24 protein-coding genes are annotated in these 19,825 nt (G+C 68.5%); 13 read left to right on the plus strand and 11 right to left on the minus strand.

All coding sequences use genetic code 11. The features are described from left to right. Positions 1-34 precede the first annotated feature (34 nt). The 10 genes from ACFHWE_RS19955 (at position 35) to ACFHWE_RS20000 (ending at position 8,886) form a co-directional block, all read left to right on the plus strand. Complete coding sequence (locus ACFHWE_RS19955) at positions 35-994, plus strand: phage distal tail protein (RefSeq protein ID WP_416603219.1); 960 nt, start codon at positions 35-37, stop codon at positions 992-994. Between the two features lie 34 nt (positions 995-1,028). After that, positions 1,029-2,219: a siphovirus ReqiPepy6 Gp37-like family protein gene (locus tag ACFHWE_RS19960; RefSeq protein WP_416603221.1), complete on the plus strand. Its 1,191-nt coding sequence runs from the start codon at positions 1,029-1,031 to the stop codon at positions 2,217-2,219. 74 nt (positions 2,220-2,293) lie between these two features. Further along, positions 2,294-3,277 carry a hypothetical protein gene (locus tag ACFHWE_RS19965; RefSeq protein ID WP_416603222.1) on the plus strand — a complete coding sequence of 328 codons (984 nt, stop codon included), beginning with the start codon at positions 2,294-2,296 and terminating at the stop codon, positions 3,275-3,277. Next, on the plus strand, positions 3,270-3,626 hold the full coding sequence (locus tag ACFHWE_RS19970; RefSeq protein WP_416603223.1) for a hypothetical protein: 357 nt from the start codon (positions 3,270-3,272) through the stop codon (positions 3,624-3,626). Before ACFHWE_RS19965 ends, ACFHWE_RS19970 begins: the two co-directional genes overlap by 8 nt. A gap of 79 nt (positions 3,627-3,705) precedes the next feature. After that, entirely contained in the window at positions 3,706-4,686 is a 981-nt protein-coding gene (locus tag ACFHWE_RS19975; protein ID WP_416603224.1) for an N-acetylmuramoyl-L-alanine amidase, read from the plus strand. Between the two features lie 188 nt (positions 4,687-4,874). Further along, on the plus strand, positions 4,875-5,192 hold the full coding sequence (locus tag ACFHWE_RS19980; protein ID WP_416603225.1) for a hypothetical protein: 318 nt from the start codon (positions 4,875-4,877) through the stop codon (positions 5,190-5,192). A gap of 47 nt (positions 5,193-5,239) precedes the next feature. Further along, positions 5,240-6,004, plus strand: coding sequence for a hypothetical protein (locus tag ACFHWE_RS19985; RefSeq protein ID WP_416603226.1), 765 nt, complete (start codon positions 5,240-5,242; stop codon positions 6,002-6,004). Then, positions 6,001-7,536: a peptidoglycan-binding domain-containing protein gene (locus tag ACFHWE_RS19990; protein ID WP_416603227.1), complete on the plus strand. Its 1,536-nt coding sequence runs from the start codon at positions 6,001-6,003 to the stop codon at positions 7,534-7,536. Before ACFHWE_RS19985 ends, ACFHWE_RS19990 begins: the two co-directional genes overlap by 4 nt. A gap of 592 nt (positions 7,537-8,128) precedes the next feature. After that, entirely contained in the window at positions 8,129-8,311 is a 183-nt protein-coding gene (locus tag ACFHWE_RS19995) for a hypothetical protein (RefSeq protein WP_416603228.1), read from the plus strand. Next, on the plus strand, positions 8,308-8,886 hold the full coding sequence (locus tag ACFHWE_RS20000) for a hypothetical protein (RefSeq protein ID WP_416603229.1): 579 nt from the start codon (positions 8,308-8,310) through the stop codon (positions 8,884-8,886). Before ACFHWE_RS19995 ends, ACFHWE_RS20000 begins: the two co-directional genes overlap by 4 nt. A gap of 107 nt (positions 8,887-8,993) precedes the next feature. Here ACFHWE_RS20000 and fxlM (ACFHWE_RS20005) read toward each other — a convergent pair whose 3' ends face one another. The 4 genes from fxlM (ACFHWE_RS20005) to ACFHWE_RS20020 all read right to left on the minus strand — a co-directional run bounded on the left by fxlM (ACFHWE_RS20005) (position 8,994) and on the right by ACFHWE_RS20020 (position 11,869). Further along, complete coding sequence (gene fxlM / locus ACFHWE_RS20005; protein ID WP_416603230.1) at positions 8,994-10,193, minus strand: methyltransferase, FxLD system; 1,200 nt, start codon at positions 10,191-10,193, stop codon at positions 8,994-8,996. 73 nt (positions 10,194-10,266) lie between these two features. Continuing rightward, complete coding sequence (locus tag ACFHWE_RS20010) at positions 10,267-10,521, minus strand: hypothetical protein (RefSeq protein ID WP_416603231.1); 255 nt, start codon at positions 10,519-10,521, stop codon at positions 10,267-10,269. A 110-nt stretch (positions 10,522-10,631) separates the two neighbouring features. Next, a complete protein-coding gene (locus ACFHWE_RS20015; RefSeq protein WP_416603232.1) occupies positions 10,632-11,336 on the minus strand; it encodes a helix-turn-helix domain-containing protein in 705 nt (234 codons plus the stop codon). A gap of 86 nt (positions 11,337-11,422) precedes the next feature. Beyond that, positions 11,423-11,869, minus strand: a complete 447-nt coding sequence (locus ACFHWE_RS20020; RefSeq protein WP_416603233.1) for an ATP-binding protein — start codon at positions 11,867-11,869, stop codon at positions 11,423-11,425. 303 nt (positions 11,870-12,172) lie between these two features. On the opposite strand from ACFHWE_RS20020, the gene ACFHWE_RS20025 reads away from it, so the two are divergent. Next, a complete protein-coding gene (locus ACFHWE_RS20025) occupies positions 12,173-12,976 on the plus strand; it encodes a helix-turn-helix domain-containing protein (RefSeq protein ID WP_416603234.1) in 804 nt (267 codons plus the stop codon). Between the two features lie 10 nt (positions 12,977-12,986). Beyond that, positions 12,987-13,157 (plus strand): DUF397 domain-containing protein, encoded by a 171-nt coding sequence (locus ACFHWE_RS20030; protein WP_416603235.1) that lies wholly within the window; start codon positions 12,987-12,989, stop codon positions 13,155-13,157. Positions 13,158-13,333: 176 nt separating this feature from the next. On the opposite strand, the gene ACFHWE_RS20035 is transcribed toward ACFHWE_RS20030, so the two are convergent. The 7 genes from ACFHWE_RS20035 to ACFHWE_RS20065 all read right to left on the minus strand — a co-directional run bounded on the left by ACFHWE_RS20035 (position 13,334) and on the right by ACFHWE_RS20065 (position 19,000). Beyond that, positions 13,334-13,549 carry a hypothetical protein gene (locus ACFHWE_RS20035; protein ID WP_416603236.1) on the minus strand — a complete coding sequence of 72 codons (216 nt, stop codon included), beginning with the start codon at positions 13,547-13,549 and terminating at the stop codon, positions 13,334-13,336. 49 nt (positions 13,550-13,598) lie between these two features. After that, positions 13,599-14,852 carry a methyltransferase, FxLD system gene (gene fxlM, locus ACFHWE_RS20040; RefSeq protein ID WP_416603237.1) on the minus strand — a complete coding sequence of 418 codons (1,254 nt, stop codon included), beginning with the start codon at positions 14,850-14,852 and terminating at the stop codon, positions 13,599-13,601. An 87-nt stretch (positions 14,853-14,939) separates the two neighbouring features. Beyond that, positions 14,940-15,353: an S-adenosylmethionine decarboxylase family protein gene (locus ACFHWE_RS20045; protein ID WP_416603239.1), complete on the minus strand. Its 414-nt coding sequence runs from the start codon at positions 15,351-15,353 to the stop codon at positions 14,940-14,942. Next, complete coding sequence (locus ACFHWE_RS20050; protein ID WP_416603240.1) at positions 15,350-16,471, minus strand: hypothetical protein; 1,122 nt, start codon at positions 16,469-16,471, stop codon at positions 15,350-15,352. The genes ACFHWE_RS20045 and ACFHWE_RS20050 overlap by 4 nt, the downstream gene beginning before the upstream one ends. Further along, positions 16,471-17,148: a hypothetical protein gene (locus tag ACFHWE_RS20055; protein ID WP_416603241.1), complete on the minus strand. Its 678-nt coding sequence runs from the start codon at positions 17,146-17,148 to the stop codon at positions 16,471-16,473. The genes ACFHWE_RS20050 and ACFHWE_RS20055 overlap by 1 nt, the downstream gene beginning before the upstream one ends. Continuing rightward, a complete protein-coding gene (locus ACFHWE_RS20060) occupies positions 17,145-17,900 on the minus strand; it encodes a methyltransferase domain-containing protein (RefSeq protein ID WP_416603242.1) in 756 nt (251 codons plus the stop codon). The genes ACFHWE_RS20055 and ACFHWE_RS20060 overlap by 4 nt, the downstream gene beginning before the upstream one ends. Next, on the minus strand, positions 17,897-19,000 hold the full coding sequence (locus ACFHWE_RS20065; RefSeq protein WP_416603243.1) for an NAD(P)-dependent oxidoreductase: 1,104 nt from the start codon (positions 18,998-19,000) through the stop codon (positions 17,897-17,899). Before ACFHWE_RS20065 ends, ACFHWE_RS20060 begins: the two co-directional genes overlap by 4 nt. A 214-nt stretch (positions 19,001-19,214) precedes the next feature. Here ACFHWE_RS20065 and ACFHWE_RS20070 point away from each other — a divergent pair, with 214 nt between their 5' ends. Continuing rightward, positions 19,215-19,730, plus strand: a complete 516-nt coding sequence (locus tag ACFHWE_RS20070) for a hypothetical protein (protein WP_416603245.1) — start codon at positions 19,215-19,217, stop codon at positions 19,728-19,730. Positions 19,731-19,825 lie beyond the last annotated feature (95 nt).

Consider the following 19,825-nt stretch of genomic DNA (forward strand, 5'->3'; position numbering starts at 1 on the left):
ACCACCACGAAAAAGGAGAAGGGGAGGGCGCCCGATGCCCATCGTCTACCTGCCACCCGAACCACCCGGCAGAACCGGTATCGGGCTCCCTCCCCGACAGCCCGACCACACCACCCGCATCACCTGGACCTCCGCCAACGGCCGGACGACAGTACTGACCGACTGGGCGGACGGGTGGACCCTCCTCGACGGTGCCCGAGGGTTGGGGATGCCCGAATACGACTACTACCGGCAGGTGTCGGGGGTGTTGGACGGCGACCAGGTCGCCGGGGTACGGGCGGCGCCCAGAGAGATCTTCCTGCCCATCAAGATCCACGGCCAGGATCGGGCCGACATCCTCAACCGGCGCCGACGTCTGGCCGCCGATTTGGACCCGATGGAAGTCAACGGTGGTGGGCGCGGCCGGTTGACGGTGCAGGAGTTCGATGGCACCCACAGGTCGATCACCGCCCACTACGAGTCCGGCGCCGAGGGGGAGATGAGCCGTGACACGGAAGGGCTGCTGTGGGTGGCGTTCGGGTTGACGTTCCGCGCTGAACAGCCGTTCTGGGAGCTGGAGCCGGTGGAGGTCGTCTACCGTGGCCCCGCGAGCGACGGCCGGACGTGGCTGCCGGTGCCGCCGCTGCGGGTGCGCCGTTCCACACCGATCGGTCCCGGTATGGGTGTCCGTGTCGCCGGGTCGGTGCAGACGTGGCCGGTGTGGACCCTGAAAGGCCCGATCGCTCCGGGCGCCCGGTTGGCCAACGTGAGTACGGGCCGCTGGTTGGAGGTGACGGTCGGGTTGGGGGTGGGGGATGAGATGGTCATCGACGCCCGACCCCGACGCAAGTCGGTCTGGTTGAACGGGGAGCGTGCTTACCAGCACTTGAAGCATCCGGGGTCCAGCCTGTGGCCGCTCCCGCCGGGGGACAACACGGTGGACGTGTCCGCGTCTGGGCTGGCGGAAGACTCCCGACTGGTCTTGCGATACACACCGCTCACCCCCACCGCCTAAACCGTCTGCCACGACGAACTCCAAGGAGGTGGCCGTGGACGAATGGGTCCTCCGCGTCCGAGACGCCAACCGGAACATGATCGGCGAGATCGACGACGAACAAGAACTAGAGATCCGTGATCGGCACCTCGGCCACGGGGCGTGGAAACTCGTCATGGACTCCGGCACCGAATCCGCCGCCCTCCTCGAAGAAGGCCACGGCATCGTGTTCGAGACAGGCGGCCGGACCGTGTTCTCCGGCCCCACCACCCGCTTCGTTGCCGAAACCACCACCGACAACGCCGGAACAAACCGGCCCGAAGGCGCGGAAACCGTCACCGCCACCGGCATCTCCGACACCTCGGCGTTCCGCCGCATCATCTACCCCGACCCCACCACGGCGGTCACCACCACCGGGGTCAAACACCCCAACGACCGGGTGACCCTCACCGGCCCCGCCGAAACCGTCATCGGCCACCTCATCGACCAACACGCCGGACCGGCCGCGCTCCCAGAACGGCAACACCCCGGCCTGATCATCCCCACCAGCCAAGGGCGCGGCCTGACCATCACCAGCGCCGAACGGTTCACCGACCTGCACGAGACCGCGTTCTCCCTCGCAGCAGGAGCCGGGCTGGGATGGCGGGTCCTCCAACACGGCGCGGACCTGTCGTTCGGCGTCTACGAGCCCCGCGACCTCACCAACCAGATGGGGTTCTCCGTGGAGCTGGGCAACGTCGCCTCCTACACCTACCAACTCACCCCGCCCGAGGTCACCCACCTCATCATCGGAGCCGGCGGGGAAGGCGCGGATCGGCTGCTGTTCGAGTTCGCCCAACCCTCCCCGCTGTGGCCCGGCCTGCACATCGAGGAGTTCAAGGACTCCCGCAACCTCAAGCAGACCCCGGACAGCGAAGAAGACGACGACTGGGTTGACCCGGCCGTCGCCGCAGCCCAACAAGCGCAGGAACGGTTCGCCGAGGCCGCCGCCACCCAGACCGTCGCGTTCGACCTCCTCCCCGTCGAGGGGCTGGTGTGGGGGACCGACGTCGATTTGGGCGACCGGGTCAACTTCACCACCCCCCGAGGGGCGGTCACCGACCTGATCCGCGAAGTCGTCTACCAGCGCACCCCCACAGGCGGCCAGACCATCACCCCCATCGTCGGCGACAGCGTGCACATGCCCCGCACCTACCGGGCACTACGGCGGCTACGCCGCGACGTGGACCGGCTTGCCGCCACCTGACCACTTCCTCCACCCGTTTCGGGCCTGCCACCGCACCTGGTGCAGGCCCTCCGACCGTGAAAGGGAGGTATCTGGTGGCAGAACTGTCCGGCGTGTTCGCTGACTCCCCACTGGACACCGCCGAAACCCTCGCCCGACTGTTCCGCCAGTTCGCCCCCTCCGGCGTTGTCCCCGCCGGAGCCGGGGTGTCCGACCCGACCGACCCCGGAGACGAACTGGAGGTCACCGCTGACGGAACCGGGATCATCACCATCGGCACCGGATACGCGCTGGTCGGCGGCTACTGGTACCAAGCCACCACCCCCATCACCCGGCCTGTCGCCGCCAACGCTTCCGGGCAGGAACGCCACGACCTGGTGGTGGTGCGCGCCGACCCGCAGGCAGGAGCCGCATCCGTCCTCATCCTCCCGGGAACCCCCGGAGCGGGCACCCCACCATCACCCGCCCGTGAAGGCGCCGGAGTGTGGGATGTGGTTCTGGCCGTCGTCACCGTCGCGGGGAACTCTGCTGTGGTCGTCCCCGCAGGCGTTGACACCCGCCCCCGCGAATACACCGCTTCGGCTGGAGCGGTCTCGTGCCGCTCCACCCACCGGCCCGCCACCCCCCAGCAGGGGATGCTCATCTACGAGACCGACACACACCGTGTCCTCACCTGGTCGGGCGGAACGTGGCGGCGAGTATCCGAAACGGCGTACCCGTCCATCTGGATGCCGATCCTTCACCGTGTCGGCTACGGGTACCCCGGACATGGACACTCACCCCAGTGGAGGTGGGACGCCCCCGGCCTGGTGCGGCTCCAAGGCCGTGTCGGCAACCTCCGCGGATCTATCAGCAACGGTGAATACGTCGCCCGGCTCCCTTCCCAAGCCCGTCCCCGAGAACTGCAAGCGTTCGCGGTCGCCTCCACCAGCCGACGCGGTTCCACCCCGGATGAGCGGGGCGCCATGTCGCGTTTGGAGATCTTGGACCGTGACCGTGCCGGTGCGGGCCGTCTGGTGGTGTACACGCCGTATGACCCGACCTGGATTGATTTGAGTGGGGTGACGTTCGTTGTCTGAACAGCTCCCTGACTGGTTGGCGACGGCGGGTGTGTGGGTGGGCGGGTTCGCTGCCGTGGTTACCGCCATCACCGTCGTCACGGTGGGTGTACGTAAGGTTCTTGCGATGCTGCGCAGAGTCGGCCACTTTTTGGATGACTGGGCAGGCGAACCCGAACGGCCCGGCGTGGAATCACGGCCGGGGGTCATCTCTCGCCTTTCCGGTATCGAAACCCGCCTCGGCAAGGTCGAACACGAGGTGCAGCACAATGACGGCTCTTCCATGAAGGACAGCCAGAAACGCACCGAGGAAGCCGTGGAACGTCTCGCCCGCCGCGTCGACGAACTCGCACACCGGACCGAAAACTAGCCCCCCGCTCTTTCTTCTCCTTTGAGCCCTGAACCCGACCCGGGTCAGGGCTTTTCCTATGCCCACAGAAAGGCAAAACATGATTCTGCGGTCCCGTTCCTACTTCGGGTGGGGGCCTTCCGGCGCGGACTACGCCAACCCCACCCGGGGCCTCGTCATCCACTACAACGGCGGCCCTACCCGCATCCGTTCGCACAACGACTGCATCACCTACTGGAAGAGCGTCCGCCGCGACCACATGAACAACAACAGGTGGGCGGACCTCGGCTATTCGTGGGGGGTGTGCCGACACGGTGAGGTGTTCACCGGCCGTGGCCTGAACAGGTACCAGGCTGCGCAGGGCACCACCAGCGGCAATACCGGCTGGTACTCGGTCAGCCTGATGATCGGCGCCGGTGAGGAGCCCACCCCCGAACAGATCCAGGCGGTGTGTGACCTGCGCGCCTACCTGGCGGCTCGCGGCAACTCCAACAAAATGTTCGGACACCGCGACTTTGTGTCCACGTCCTGCCCCGGAGATGTGCTGTACCCGCTGGTGCAGGAAGGCGTGTTCGGTCGGCCCGGCAACGGCACACCCACCAGCAGCGGCGGTTCGGGCGAGTACCGGCCCGAGAACGGCGACGGCCTGTACATGCTGTACGAGTACGGGGACGCCATCGAACCCCTCCAGGGCGCTCTCGGTGTCACCGTGGACGGTTTCTTCGGGCCGGACACCCGTGCTGCGGTCCGCGGCTACCAGGACAGCCACGGCCTGGAGGTGGACGGGATCGCCGGGCCGGAAACCCTCACCAGTCTCGGCCTGGACGAGGTGGAGCCTGCACCCGACTCGGGTGTGCCCGCATGGCCGGGCGTCTACCTGAAGGACTACACCGCCCACGGTTCGGTGCGCGTCTGGCAGCAGCGCATGAAGGACCGGGGGTGGCGGATCAGGGTGGACGGCAGGTTCGGCCCCAGGTCGGAGCGGGTGTGCCGCCGATTCCAGAAGGAGAAGCGTCTGGCGGTCGATGGTGTGGTCGGCTCCCGCACGTGGTCCAAGTCGTGGACCGCGCCGGTCACCTGACCTGCTGTTTGTGGGACCCGGCCGCGGCTTTCAGCAGCAGTGGCCGGGTTCATCGCTGGGCAGAGCTTCGTTTAACGGCCGATCTGGCTGTACGACAACCGTGCTCGGAAGAAATGGCGGGTAGCGTCCTGGAACTCTAAACATCTGATTCCGGTTCCCCGTCACCCTATTAAAAAGAAAGAGAACACATGTCCCGAATCCAGCCCGCAAGCATCGTCCGCACCCTCCTGCCCTACCTTGTCGGAGCGCTTGCCGCCCTCGCAGCGAAATACAACATCACCCTTCCCGAAACCGCGCTCGCCGCGATCATCGAACCCGTCCTCGAACCGCTCGTGGCCTTCGCTGTGGGCGGCGGCTACTACCTGGTCGGCCGTTTCCTCGAAACCAGCGCCGGACGCACCGTCGCGAAGATCGGCCGGTTCCTGCTGACGCTGGGCACCACCGGACAAACCCCCGTCTACATCCCCGCTGTCGACAACGCCCGCAACCCGCAGGCTGGGGCCTGACCGGCACCCACACCCCCCACACAACCCAACACAGCGAGGAGGGGCCTGTGAGGTACTGGTTCGGCGGCACACCCTCCGACTACGTCATCAGCCCCGGCCAACAGGTTCAGATCACCAACGAAGTGATCGGCTACCAGACAGTGCTCGTCCCCGGAGCCCGACTATGGCTGTACGACTACACCACCGGGGAACGCACCACTGACCTGCTCGACGCAGGCGGAACGCTCGTGGACAGCCTGGTCGCTGACGAATACGGGGCGATCCCCCGGTTCCGAGGCCCCGACCAGGTCCGTCGTCTCCTGATCGGCCCTGAACCCGCCGACCAGGAGGAGGGTGACAGCACTCAACAAACCCCCGCCATGTGGACCATCACCTCCACCGACTGGCCCACCGTCGTCGACGGGATCGGCAACAGGGTCACCGCTTTGGAGGAGGGCGCCAACAGCGACACCGGGGAAGACACCGTCGTCGGCTCCGCACACCCTCTGGTGTGGTCCCTGGACGGGCAAGCAGAAACCCACACGTCAGCGACCTCGTACTGGAACCTCGAAGGAAAAACCCAAACCATCACCCATATGCGTGCGCAGGCCACCGTCACCTCCGGGAGCGTGGCCGTGCACGTCCTCACCATCGACCCCGACACCCAGGCCACCACGGTGGTCGCCGCGGCCCTGCTGGACACCACCACACAGATATCGGTGTCCGCCCCGGACACGGCCCTGTCGGAGAGCACCGGGCTGACCGTCGCCGTCGAGCTGGGGTCAGACGCTGACCAGGTGTTCGATATGACCGTGCAGGTGATGGTGCGATGACCACGATCGTTGACGGGTTCGCCCGACAAGCCACCGGAGGGTGGGGCACCACCCCCACCGGGCACTCCTGGCACCTGTCCGGTGGCGCCGCCAGCGAACGGGTCGTAGCAGGCGGCGCGGGCCGGGTCACCCTGTCGGAGAACCCGGGCGAGCTTCGTATCCACCACCTGGACCGGCCGTGGGGTGACGGCGAGGTGCTGGCGCAGGTGTCGGCCGGACAGGTGTCGGAGACGGAGGCGCTGCTCGCCGGGGTCGTGTTCCGTCGCGCGGCGAGCGGCATCTTCTACCGGGCGCGGCTGCTGTTCGGCACCGACAGCACCGTGTCCGTGGACATCACCCGAGGCACCGCCCTGGTGGGGTCGCGGGCGGACACCGCGATCACCTACACGCCGGGGTTCCGGCTGTGGGTGCGCGCCCGGGTGGACGGCCACCGGGCGCGTGCCCGAGTGTGGCCGGTAGGCGACAGCGAACCCGCCGTGTGGGATGTGGACGAGACCGTCACCACCGACCCTGTCCCCACGGGGGATATGGGGGTGATGGTGTCGGCGTTCGCGAACAACACCAACACCAGCCCGCACATCGACTGGCACCGGGTGGAGGTGTCCTACCGGACGGTGGTGGACAACCCGCTCAACGGCAGCCCTGGGGTGGAGGCGTCGGATACGTCTCTGGCGGTGTCGGCTGTGTCGGGCACGGTCACGGCCGCTACCGGTGGGGCGGTCTACTCCGACACCCGCACGGTGCATAGCCTGCCCACGCTACGGGTCGACACCGGCAGCCACCGTCAAGACACTCCAGCGGTGGAAACCGTCCTGCCGGACGTGCCGTGGTCGATGCGCTGGTACATGTGGCTGCCGCCGCTACGCGATGCCGGGTTCGGGTTGGAGGAAAGCCGGTGGGCGGTGGCCTTCGACCATATGGGTCTCACCTTCCACGAGACAGCGAACAACGACATCACCGTCCGTATCCAGCCTCAGGATTTGGCCGCAGCGTCGGCCGCGCCCGAGACAGCGGGTGAACCGATATCGCCTGGCCAGTGGGTACGGTGCGAACTCGTCTCAGACGGCGCCGACACCCTCATGCGCATCTACCCCGGGCATTCCACTACCGGGCCGCGGATGTACACCTGGCCGGACACCACCCTGCCGGGCGGGGTCGTGCAGTTCACCGGCTTCCGGTTCCGGCACCGCACCACCCTGTACCGGGGAGACCAGGGCTCCCCAGTGGCAGCCCTCCAGGACGAGCTGATCGACCTGGGCTACAACCTCGGCACCTGGGGCGCGGACGGCGACTACGGTGACCTCACCTACGACGCCGTTGTCGCGTTCCAACAGGACCAGGGGCTCACCCCTGTGGACGGTATCGCCGGTCCGGAGACCCGCGCGGCGATAGATCTGGCGTTGGGCCGAACCGTGGAGCCGCTGTGGCTGTCGCACCTGGCGGCCGGGGCGGGGGAGTGGATCGGCCCGGCGGAGCCCGTGCTGGTGCAGGAGGAGCATCGTCGTCGGCTCGTGCTCGGTATGCGTCTGTGACTGTTGTGGCCCTCGCAGCCCTTCCCTGGGCTGCGGGGGCCTTTTCGTCGTGCCTGGAGGGTTTTGTGTGCCCAGTTGAGTGGGGGGTGCTCCCGGAAGCAGCCGGGAACACCCCACGGGCAGCCTTCCCACAACCGGGTAGAGGTCTCCAATCCCCATCCGGCCGTTGTCCAGTCGACAGCCCCACACCGATTACGGGATGACCGTAACCGGAGTTCACGTCAGACGATACTCGGTTCGAGCATGAGCGTCTGACAGTTCACTCATTTCCTGAAACCCCCCGCACCAAAACCTTCCAGATGTTAACAGCCCAATCTCGAACGGTCCTGAACGATCCTGAACAGAACCGAACCCCGCCCAGCTCAGCGCACACCAGAACTCTTCTTATGCCACTTTGCTGATGAAACTTCCTCTACCCGGACATAACACGACGCAACCCTGTGCGGATTGACACGAAGGTCGGGTAGTTTCCCCGCACGGCCTTCTCGTTACGTGTCTCACCGGGTCGGCGTCTCCAAACACAGCCGCACCCGTACAAAGGTCGACACGTAACCGTCCAGCCGACGAATATGAACCCTCCCGGAAGGACAGCATGTCCATCTCTTTCACCCCGCAAGCAGGACGAGTCCTGGTGATGATCCTCATCCTGGTCTTCGCTGTGTTCGTGCAGGCCACCGGCCACGACCTGGCCACCGCGCTCCTGATCGCCGCAGCCGCGACAGGGCTCACCGCCGACACCGCCCACCGCACCCTCCGCACCGGGGGCAGCCGATGAGCGCCGACTCCGGACCCCACCAGTCACTCATCCACTACCGGCCCGCCTCCGGATACCGGCCGGTCCCCGACGCGCTGCCGCGCCGAGTCCGCAAAGACGCTGACGGCGTCCTGTGGGGGGAGGTGCCGGTCACGCCGGTGCCCGCCCGGGACAACCGCACCGCACCCCACCGGGCCATCGTCCTGGTCAACGACCAGCCTCCACCCCCATCGCCTACCGCGCCCACCACACCGCACACCGTGGTCCCAGACCTGCCGGGATACGACATGAAACCCGACCCGATGACCGCCACCACCCCCGCCGAGTTCGTGGAGGTGATGCGCCGCTACCGCGAATGGGCGGGCTCCCCCTCGTACCGGCAGATGGCCGAACGCGGCGGCCTGTACTCGGCGGCCACGTTCTGCGACGCGCTCAAGAGCGACCGGCGCCCCCGCTACACCCTGCTGAACGCCTTCGTGGTCGCCTGCGGCGGCTCGGAAGAGGACTGGCAGCGGTGGCTGACGGCCTGGCGCCGCCTGGGCGGTGGCGGGAACGACACCCCAGCGGTTCTGGTGTCCGTCCCGCCGCCCAGGTAGAACGCGGTTCCGGGGCCGCCGCAGCCACCTCGGGCGGCCCCTCCCCGACATCCCACGAACACCCCGAACCACCCCTTGCGATACCAGATCCGAAACGGCGGCCCCATCTACTGCGCGGTCACCAGCACCCTCGTATGCGGCTTGTCGATCACCACTCCTCCGTTGGAGGCCACACCAGGGGTTCCCGCACGGTAGATGGTGACCTGAGGGGCCGGGTTCCGGTTGAAGTTCCACGCCTGCGCCTGCACACACACCCGCCGGGCCAGCGCCTCGCCCTCGGGGCCGTGGCCGACCGCGCCCAGCTCCGACCCGGGCCGGTCCGCGCCCAGAGGGCGAACACTCAGGTAGGCCAGGGACTCCCCGTGCACCAGGACCGGGTCCAGCGGCGGGATCGCCGGGAACACCAGGCCGCTACCCAGAGCCGGGGGTTTGGTGACCATCCGGCCGGTGCCCGGTTCGGTGCAGGCCAGACGCATCCACATCCCTTGCAGCGGGGTCTGCCCATCGATCTCCACACCGGACCACGCCTCCGCCCGGGGCCGGTCCAGCACACCCCTCAACCCCTCAGCGGCCGGGGTGTCCTCGTCGAAGTGCAGGCTCACCCCTTCGGCCAGGGCGACCGTGCGCTCCCCGGTCTGACCCTGCATGGGGATGAACCCGCACAACCGCGCCTGGCGGCTCACCAGACACCCGCCGACCTCGTCCAACGCCAGGGAGCGGGTCAGGCCCCGCCACCGCAGCGGCACCACCATCCGCCCGCCCTCGGTGAGCTGCTCCCACCAGGCAGGGGGGATGTCCCACACCCCGGTGGTGGCGATGATCCGGTCGAAGGGCCCTTGTCCGGGAGCGCCGGCGGTGCCGTCCCCGGTGAGGACGTGCACGCTGGTGTGGCCGGTGGCGGCCAGGTGCTCGCGGGCGGCCGTGGTGACGTCGGGTTCGATGTCGATGGTCGCCACGGTTCCGGTGGGGCCGACGAGTTCGTCCAGCAGGGCTGCGTTGTACCCCGTTCCGGCGCCGATCTCCAGCACCCGCATGCCGGGCTGGACGTCGAGTTGTTCGAGCATCATCGCGACCACGGACGGCTGGGAGGCGGAGCTGATCGCTGTCCCGTCCTCGTCGTGGTGGGTGACGACGTACTGGTTGGTGTAGGCCTCCTCCACAGGATGGTCGGGCAGGAACAGGTGGCGGGGCACGTGCTCGAACGCGGCATGCACCCGGGGGCTGCGGATGGCGCCCTTGTCGGCGAGCCGGGCCGTGAACGCTCGGTGGAGAGCGGCCGGGGAAGGGGTTGTGGTCTCGTGGTTCATCGTTTGGTGGACCTGTGGTTCCGAATCTTGTCGGCTGCGGCCATGGTGTGCTCTGGGCGTGCGGGTTTGCCCATCAGTTCGGCTGTTGGGTGAGGTAGACCCGGACCAGGAAGGCGAGTTCGCGGAACTCGCGGTCAGGTGGGCCGTGTAACGGGATGCCGTGTTCTTGCAGGGTGGTCTCCGCGGCCTTCACCGGGCCATCCTGGAACAGCGCGCCGGGCCGTGGGGGTCTGATGCCGTACCGGGCGTTCAGGTATTCGGTGCACGAGCGGGGGCACCGGGTGGGGGTGCGGTGTCGTCTCTGGAGTGCGGTGCGGGTGGCGGTCACGGTGCTCCTCCACGCGGACAGGGGTCTCGGGCTTTGCTGAGCTGACAAGGCCCGGGGTGTGGTGCGGCGGGGGAAACCCGGGCGGGCGGGTGCGTCCCCGCCGCACCGGTTCAGGTGGCCCCGGGCGGCAGGGCAGGCGTTCGGTGCTGGTTCCGGGACGGATCGGGAGGCTCGGAGGGCTGCTCGGGGGCGTCATCTGGGGGGTGTGGCGTTTGGGTCCAGTGGGTGGGCAGGGCGAACCAGGCGGTCGCCCCGTGGCCGGTGTTGGTGACGCCCCAAGCGGTGCCGTGGTCGACGACCAGGCAGGGGTCGTCGGGGTGGGCGACGAGGACGACGCTGCCGACAGGTCCGTCGTTCGGACCGGGCGGGTCCTGGTCGGGGTCGCGGACGTGGACGCGGATGGGGGCGGGGCTGGTGAGGACCACGCACGGCACACCGTGGTCGTCGCGGGGGCCGGCCGGGGGCGGCGGGTCCTCGTCCAGGTGCGGCTGGTGGATCTCGCCGGGGACGCCGGGTGCTCCGAGCCCGGCCAGGGCGGTGACGGCGCGGTCGATGCGGGTGGCGGTGGCGCCGTTCTCCAGCCGGGAGACCGCGGCCCGCGACAGGCCGCACATCTGGGCCAGCGCTGATTGGGAGAGGTGGCGGGTGTCGGGGTGGCGGCGCAGGTACTGGATGACCTGGGACAGGTTCAGGGCGCGCACCGCGCGGGCCGCTTCCGGGGCCTGCCATACGTGGGCGGGGATGCAGGTGCAGCGGTAGGCGGGGGCTCCGCTGTGGCGGGGGCTGCCACAGTGCCCGCACAACAGGACCGTCACGGCCGGTGTCCCTTCTCGTTCGGCGGTGTGTCTGTGAGGGGGGCGGACATCCGGCTGCTGTCACCGGGTCCGCCCCGGTCGGGTGGTCATCGGTGGAAGACCGCTCGGACAGTGGTGCGGCCGTCGGGGGTCTGTGTCCAGTCCCAGCGGGTGCACACGGCCTCGACCAGGCGCAGTCCGAGCCCTCCCGGCCGCAGCGGGTCCTGGTCGGGCACGGTCGGGACTGTGGCGGCCGTGCCGGGGCGGGGGCCGTCGTCGGTCACCCGCAGCTCCAAGTGGTGGGTGCGTTCGAGTTCGACGAGCACATGGCCGCCGGGCAGGCCCGAGGCGCTGTGCCGCAACGCATTGGTGACCAGCTCCGACACGACGATCCGTACATCCTCGGCCAGGCCCGGCCGGGTGCGGGTGGCCTGCACCGCCCAGCGTCGGGCCGCCCCGATGTGGTGCGGGTCGGGGCCGAGCAGGAGGCCCGACGTGGTGGGGGTTGCGCACAACCGGCGTGGAAGCCCGGTGTGTGGGGCCGTAGACTGCATGGGGTCTCACCTCAACCTGGTTACGGGTGGGACATACACGCCCTGAAACCCGGTGCCTCGGGTTCGGGGCGTTCTTCTTGGCGGGGGTTGTCCCGTCCCTCTTCTTCTTTGGTGATCGGCTGCTCTGACAGCCCCCAAGGAACAGGGCATCCGCACTACTCGAAAGTTCGGAGTTCTTGCTCTCTTGGTTCCTGAAGTCCACCCTGCCTGAACAGGAAATACCTTCTCTAGATGTAGCCAGGTTCTGAATCCCAGGTTCGCCAAGACGTATCCAGTTGTGGTTTTTTGTGGTTCCCTGGGGTCATGCCAAGTCGCACTTCCCTACCCGAGAGCGCGGCCATCGCTCAGTTTGGGAATGAACTCCGACGCCTGAGAAATTTGTCCGATATGTCGCAAAAAGACCTGGGTCAAGCGACAGGAACATCAAAACAGCAGGTCGGCGCCATTGAGCGAGGCGATCGCAGACCCTCCAAACAGTTCGCCGAGCTGGCCGATAAGGCCCTGGAAGCCCACAACGCGCTACTGAACCTGTGGCCCGGAGCGAAACAAGCCCAACCGTGGTGGCTGGAGAAGTTCGTTGAACTCGAAGCGAAAGCCCAGGTCATCAACGAGTTTCAGGCCCAAGCGATCCCCGGGCTTCTCCAAACTGAGGGCTACGCGAAAGCTGTCATGGGGGCAGCCTTCCCTCCTCCGTCCCGCCGCAGCATCGAAGATCTTTTGAAGGCCCGTCTGGACCGGCAGAAGATCTTGAGACGTGACCGGCCACCGCTCGCGCTCTTCGTGGTGGACGAAGGAGCTCTGCGAAGGACCGCAGGCGGAAAGTCCGTGATGAGGGAGCAGTACAAGGCCCTCATCGAGGCGGCTGAATGGCCGTTCGTGCAGATCCAGGTACTGCCATTCGACCGTGGTGCTCACGCGGCGATGGAAGGATCGCTGGTGCTACTGACCATGACTCACGCGGAGTCTCTTGTGTACGCGGAGACCCCGGGATCGGGGCAGGTGATCACAGACGCCCGGATCGTGGCAGACTGCCACCAGCAGTTCGGGGCGTTGCGCAGCCTGGCCCTCTCACCGGCTGAAAGCCTCGACTTCATCGCATCGCTGTGAGGAGAAGAACGTGAAGGACTGGCACAAGTCCAGCTACAGCGGCAACACAGGACACTGTGTGGAGGTCGCTGAAGGTGCCACCACCGCTGTGCGCGACACCCAGAACCGCGAGCTGGGGCACCTCGACGTGCCCGCCCTTGAGTGGACCGCGCTCCTGACCTCGGTGCGCACCAGCCGCTGAAGAAGCGAACCGGCCCCTGCCACCCGTACTGGCAGGGGCCGGTTCCATTGCGACGCCTTCCAGCGTAACCGCGCCCGGACGCGGAAGCCGTGACCGAACACGGGCAGGGGCAGCGGCCCGTCACGGGAGCACACCACCGATCTGCGGCCTCAGCCATCACCTCTCAGCCACTGCTCTCAGATCGCCAGGCACCCGTCCCAACGCGAAAGGGCGGGGCCGAAGGCCGCCGTGGTCAGCGCCAAGACGGTTCCCGCCGCGCCTTCCAGCAACCCGCAGTCCGGGTCGTCGTGAGTGGCGGACCGTGTTAGGTCATCGACCACCGGCACGTTCACGATCAGGTCCAGGTCGAACGGGTCGCCGTGAGTGGCCGTGTGGTTGCGGCTGACGGGCACTAACCCGTCAGGGGTGGGGCCACGGTGAGTGTGGCCACGGGGCTCTCCTCTACTTGTGGGGTGCGGTGGTCCAGTCCAGGACCATGTGGACGTGCCGCTTGGTCACGACACGTCCCGGGGGAAGGTCGCGGGCCGGTGTGGATGCGGGGTACAGGGTGATGCGCGGGCCGGGGCCGCCCCGGTGCTCTGCGTCCCACTGGGCGATGAGCGCGCACAGGCGTTCGGCGGTGGCCGCCCCCTGGGGGCCGTGCCCGAGGGCGCCGAACTCCCACCGGTTCTCGAGTTCGGGGTGGGGGCGCAGCAGCCGGTAGGCGAAGCTGGTCCCCTCCTCACTGACCAGGGCCGGGGTGCCCATCAGCACCATGGGGCGCACCACCTTGTTCTTGACGGCGCCGCGCTGGGCGGTCAGCTGCGCCCACCCGTCGGCCGCTGAGGCGATCCACAGGTCCTTGGCGTCGGTGGGTTCCTGGGCTCCCACGTGCACCCCGGACCAGGCTTCGACGCCGGGGGCGGCCAACGCGGCGCGCAACGCCTCGGCGTCCGCGTGCGGCCCGTCCTCCAGGCGCAACCCGGCCTGGGCGCCGTCGGCGTCGTGGAGGGTGACCATGGGTTCCCAGTGCTCGCCCGCGCCCTGCATCCGCACGAACCCGCACATGTCCAGCGCCACCGACTTCCACCGGCCACCGGGTGCGGGTTGGAGGGTGAGCAGGCGGGTCAGGCCCCGGATGCGCACGGGGATGACCAGTCGGCCGCCGTCAGCGAGCTGTGAACCCCACGCGGGGGGCACGTCCCATGCCCCGGCGGTCACGATGATGCGGTCGTAGGGGGCACGTTCGGGGAAGGCGTGCTCGCCGTCGCCCACGACCAGGCGCACCCCCGGCGTGCCGTTCTGTTCCAGGCAGGCCCTGGCCCGGTCGATCACCTCGGGGTCGATGTCCAGCGAGGTGACCTCTCCGGCGGGGCCGACGAGATGGGAGATCAGCGCGGCGTTGTAGCCACCCGAGCCGACCTCCAACACCCGCATACCGGGGGCCAGGTCGGCGCGGTCCAGCATCGTGGCGACGATGCTGGGTGCCGACACCGAGCTGAGCGCCACCCCTTTGTCGTCGTCGCGGCTGGTCACCACCGCCTGGTCGGCGTATGCCTCGCCCAGGTCCAGGCCGGGCAGGAAGGGGTGGCGCGGCACCGTCCGCAGGGCCTTTTCCACCTGGGGCGGCAGGGGCGGCATGTCGATCAGGGCGCGTTTGGCCGCGATCGCATCCACCATGGCTTCACGCAGGGCGGCGGGTTCGGGACGGGGCACATCGACTCCTTCGTCATCGTGTTCGCGCGGACGCTAACGGTAACAATTCGGGTGGTGTGGATCACACGTTCGGCCAGTTCCGGTCTCTCAAACCCAGGGCGGGGCACACCCGGAGCCAGGCACGGTCAGGGGTGTCGTCAGCCGGTCGCTCGTGTTCCTGTTTCCCTGTCGGGGGTCCACCCGCTGGACTCGCTGCACGCGAACGTCCCCGGCGCCCAGAAGCTCCACCACAGGCCGCAGCGCCTTCTGCGGGTCGGTGTCGGCACGGCAGGTCACCAGGTCCACCTGCACCGTTCGGTACTCCGGCCACGTGGACACCGTCAGGTGCGACTCGGCCAACACCATCACCACCGTGTGCCCATGCGGGACGAACGGCACCGACAGCTCCGCCAAGGCGTGCACCCCCAGCAGGTCGACACTCGCGCGCATGGCGGCCACGAGGTCGTCGGGTGTGGGATCAGGGTGGGCGCAGTCGAGCAGATCGAAGGCGGCGCAGATCATGCGACCTCTCCCATCCGAGCACCGGGGATCAGAGCGGCCAGGTGGTCGACGGTGTAGGAGCGGTGCAATCGGCGCGGTTCGGCCGCCCACCGCACCGCTTCCTGCCACAGCGCTTCCAGAGCGTCCTCGCCGTAGGTGTCCAACAGCAGGTCCAGGTCGAGGAAGGCCGGGGGCAGGTCGGCGTACTCGCGCCCGTACCGGACGTACAGCGACTTGGAGAGCTTGCCGCCGGTACGGTCGAGCACCATCGGCGTGAACACGCTCACTGGCCAGTCGGCCACCGGCACCCCCAACACGGCCAACGCGGGGGCGATGACGTGCGCGAACCACGCCCCACCCCAGTCGGGGCCGTCGATGCTCACCGAGCAGGCGTCGTACAGTTCCCGTTCGGCCGCCAGTAGGGCGACCTTCTGCACCGACCGGACGGGGGTGTTGGCGTCGTACCAGCCGCCGCGGCCCGCTACCGGGATGACTTCCTGGTAGGGGCCGTGGTGAGGACAGGCCGAGTCCAGCAACACCATCCCGGCTCCCGCACGGATGGTTAGGTGGTGGGCGTCCTTGTCCATCAGGCGGCACTGGGGGCAGCGAGGCCGGATACGGATACGCCCATCTGCGGGGGCCAGGACGGGCGCGAACTCGTTCTGGCGGGTGGCGATGGTGTGCAGGCACGCCCGAACAGGGGCGAGTTCCTGGTAGGTGGCATAGGGGCGTTCCTGCCAGCCGATGGTGCTACGTGCCGACGCCCAGGCCAGCAGACGCCTGAACCCGGAAGAGCGCTCAACGCCGTCGAGGACACCGCCGTCGATGAGGTCCTGCACGTTGCGGGTGTAGTGGCGACCGTCGATGGTGACGTGCTCGGCGGGGGCGTTTTCCAGGCTGTCGAAGATGATCGTGGCGGGCAGGCCGAGTTCGTCGGCCATGTGGGCGGTCAGGGCGAACACGGCCATGATCGTGGTGACCGTACCGAGGTGCGGGTGGCCGTTGAGCTGGGCTGCGGTGGTGACCCGCAGCTGAGTGCGGCCTTGTGCGGCGGCACGGATCAGGTCGGTGTTGGAGTCGGTCAGGTGCGCGATCCCGACCGGTGCGAAGTACAGGCCGGGGGTCGGGGGGCGGTTCATCATGGCATCCTCCGGGCGAGGTAGATCCAGACGAAAGGGAACTGGGAGTCAGTGCTGGGGACGCGTTCGAGGTGCAGCAGGTCAAGGTCAGCGGTGTGGGCCGCGTTCTGGTAGAGGTCGCGGGTGAGATGCACGCGGTCTTTGGGCTGGGCGGGGACCCAGTTGGCTCCGGCCGCCCAGCCGTCTCCGGGCAGATGCTGGTGAAGTCGCCTGAAGGCGTCAGTGAAGTGACGGCTGTCGCGGCTCAGGCCCAAAAGTCCGAACTGGGTGAGCAGGTCCGCGCCGAGTACCCGGGGCGGAAGCCGGTCACCGGTCAGGCAGTCGGCGACCAGGGTGCTGGTCAGGGACCGGCACCGGTGAGCGAAGGTGTCGACGTCGCGGTCGCACAGGGCCAGCGCCACCTCGTGGACGCCCCGGGGGCGGCCGGTGCGAGCGAACGCGGACAGGGTGGCCAACCGCTCCAGGTCGGCGTCGACCGCTGTCAGGTGGTGGGCGTCCAGGGCAGCGGCCCACAGCAGGCTCTCGGAACCGGCGCCCAGGTCGGTCCAGGTGCGCACGGGCGGAACGTTCAGGAGCAGGTCGAGGATGTGTTCGGTGCCCTGTCCGAAGCGGAAGGTGTCGGCGTAGTAGGTGTTCCAGTAGGCGTTGGCGTCCAGTACCGTGCGCGGCCGGTTCATCGGCTGCCTCCTGCGGTGGCGAGGACTTCACAGAACCCGGATCGGGTGTGGGCGTGGGTGGTGTCCCATCCGGTGTCTGTGAGCACGGCCTCGATCTTGTCCGCGGACGGGAGAGCGAGATCAACGCGGGTGGTGTGGTCCACCTGCCCGGGGCTGGTGTAGGTGAACTCGATCCGTACCCGGCTGCGGTCTTGGGTGTGGTGTTGACGCCGGTAGCGGGTCACTTCCTGGCCGTCGAGCGCACGGAAACGGTGGTCGCGGACCTGGTGGCCGTCGACCAGGGTGGGGGTGTAGAAGCCGCACCCCGGCGTGTCGACAGCCAGGTGTTGCAGGAGCAGGCGAGTACCAGGCTGGACCGCTTGGCGCAGGAAGGTGAACACGTTTGGCAACGGTGTCTGGGCTACGAGCTGGTTCAGGGCCGCGTTGGGCACCACCACCAGGTCCTCATCGCTCACGTTCGGGAGTTGGTGGAGGAAGTGGCACCCCAGGGCGAGTTCGACCACACCGGCCTCGCGGGCGTGGTGTGTGGCAACGGTGAGCATCGGCCAACTGGCGTCGACCAACCGCACCCGCACCCCCGCAGCTGCGTAGGCGTCCAGGAAGTGGCCCGCCCCGCACGGGAACTCGGTCACGTGCGTGGCCCCGTCCAACGCCTTCGACAGCAGGTGCGGGTTGGTCGGGCGGGCTTCGGCACGCATCCAGGCGGCCCGGTGCCGGTAGGAGTCCACCACCCGCTCGGCCTGGGCGCTCATGCTGCCGCTCCCGCCTGGTACCGGTCGGCGTGCTCGCGCACCACCGGGTGCACCAACGCCCCTTTGTCGGCGATCAGCGCGCTCTCGGCCCCAGGGTCCTTCACGCCATGGAGAACGTGGCGGGCCAGGCGCACCAGGTAGGGGGCCGCGGCCCGGGTGTAAGCGTGCGAAGCGGTCATCGGCACCAAGCGGGGTAGCACGTCGACCTTGACGTGCACGATGCCGTCCACCACACGCGGCGGGTCCCCCGAGTTCTGGACGGGGCCGGCGGTGGGCAAGTAGCCGTCCCCGTACCCGCAGGTGGCGTCCACGATCACCGCGCCCGGCCGCATGGTGGCCAGATGGGCGCGGGTGATCATCGGTGGGGTGGTGTGGGTGGAGATGAGGATGGCGCCGATGACCAGATCTGCGTTGGCCAGGAGTTCGGTAAGCCGGTCGGGGGTGTTGACCGCCACGTGCACCCCGGGAGGGGCCTGGCGTTCGTAGGTGGCGGCGGTACGGCTGGTGCGGGTCAGGATCGTGACATCGGCTCCCAGTCGGGCGGCGGTGGCGGCAGCGGCGGTGCCGACGTTTCCGTTCCCGATGACCACCACGCGGGCCGGTTCAGCGCCGTCCACACCGCCCAGGAGAACCCCGCGCCCTTGCGGGTGTTGGAGGGCGTGGGTTCCAAGGTGCACGGCTTGGACCCCGGCGATCTGCCCGCCCGCCATTGCCAGCGGGAAGCGTCCGTGTTCGTGGAGGAATTCGTAGCTGAACGCCTTCACTTCGCTTTGGGCCAACGCGGTGATCATGTCCGGGTCGCCTTCGGCGTGGAAGATCGCCCCCACGGCCTGCCCACGGTGGAGGTGGGCAAGGTCGGTGGGCGGGCCGGGCTTGTAGCGCAGCACCAGCGGCGCAGTCCACACCCGGTCGGCCGGGCGGAACTCCACCCCGGGCAGGTCGGCGTCGTTCACACCGATCCCGTCGCCGATTCCGGGCTCGGCGACGAGGCGGAACCCGGCGTCGGTCAGGGCGTGGGCCAGGTGGGGTGTGAGCAGGGTTCGACGCTCACGGGAGCCAGTTTCTCGGGGGAATCCGATCGTGGAAGGGTGGTGGTGCACGGTGACCTCCAACCGGTGACGGCAGGTGGTTTCAGGGTCACTCCCGAGCCGGGTTTGGGCCAGATCATCGGTTGTCCGCCTTCTTGTTCATCACCTGTCCACGCCTTGTCGGGGCGAGGTGAACAACTCGGCGGCGAGTTCAGCAAGTGCCTGCGCCCCACTCCTGGGGTGGTTACTGTGGCCCCACACGCCCCCGTGAAGTGAGGAGCCCCCTGTGGACGAGCCGCTGTTCGACGTCACCGCACCCGAACCTGACCCGGTGCCGGTGGTGATGGCTCTGGACGCCCAGTGGTACGAACTCATGTGGCGAGGAGAGAAGACCCACGAGTTCCGGCGGCGGTTCCTCACCGGAGCCCCCACCCAGTGGTTCGTCTACCTCACCGCCCCCGTCTCCCGGTTGTGCGCCGTCATCGAATTGGCCCCGGCCATCGAGGACACCCCCGAGCGGATTGCGCAGATCGCCGAGCGGATGCGGCCCGGCAACGGCGCGACCGTGGAGCCCTACCTGGCCCGTGACGGCAAACAGGTGGGGTATGCGATGCCGATCCGACGGGTACGTGAGTACGCGGGGTTCACCGCCCAGGACCTGGACGGGATGCTGGATGGGTTCCACCCACCCCAGGGGTACACGCTCGTGGACCGCCACCCCGGCTGGAGGGCGGTGTGCGACAAGCTGGTGTCGACCCCGCTCGTCCGAGAGACCACCATCGACCCCCCACCCGCCCCCTAACCCCCCTTTCCGAGGACGTGGTGCGTTGAGGCCACCCACCACCCACCCGAGCCCGCTACGTCAAGCCCGACTCGACCTCGGCACCACCCTGGAAC

The sequence above is a fragment of the Nocardiopsis sp. LOL_012 genome (assembly GCF_048060475.1).
Taxonomy (GTDB): Bacteria; Actinomycetota; Actinomycetes; order Streptosporangiales; family Streptosporangiaceae; genus Nocardiopsis.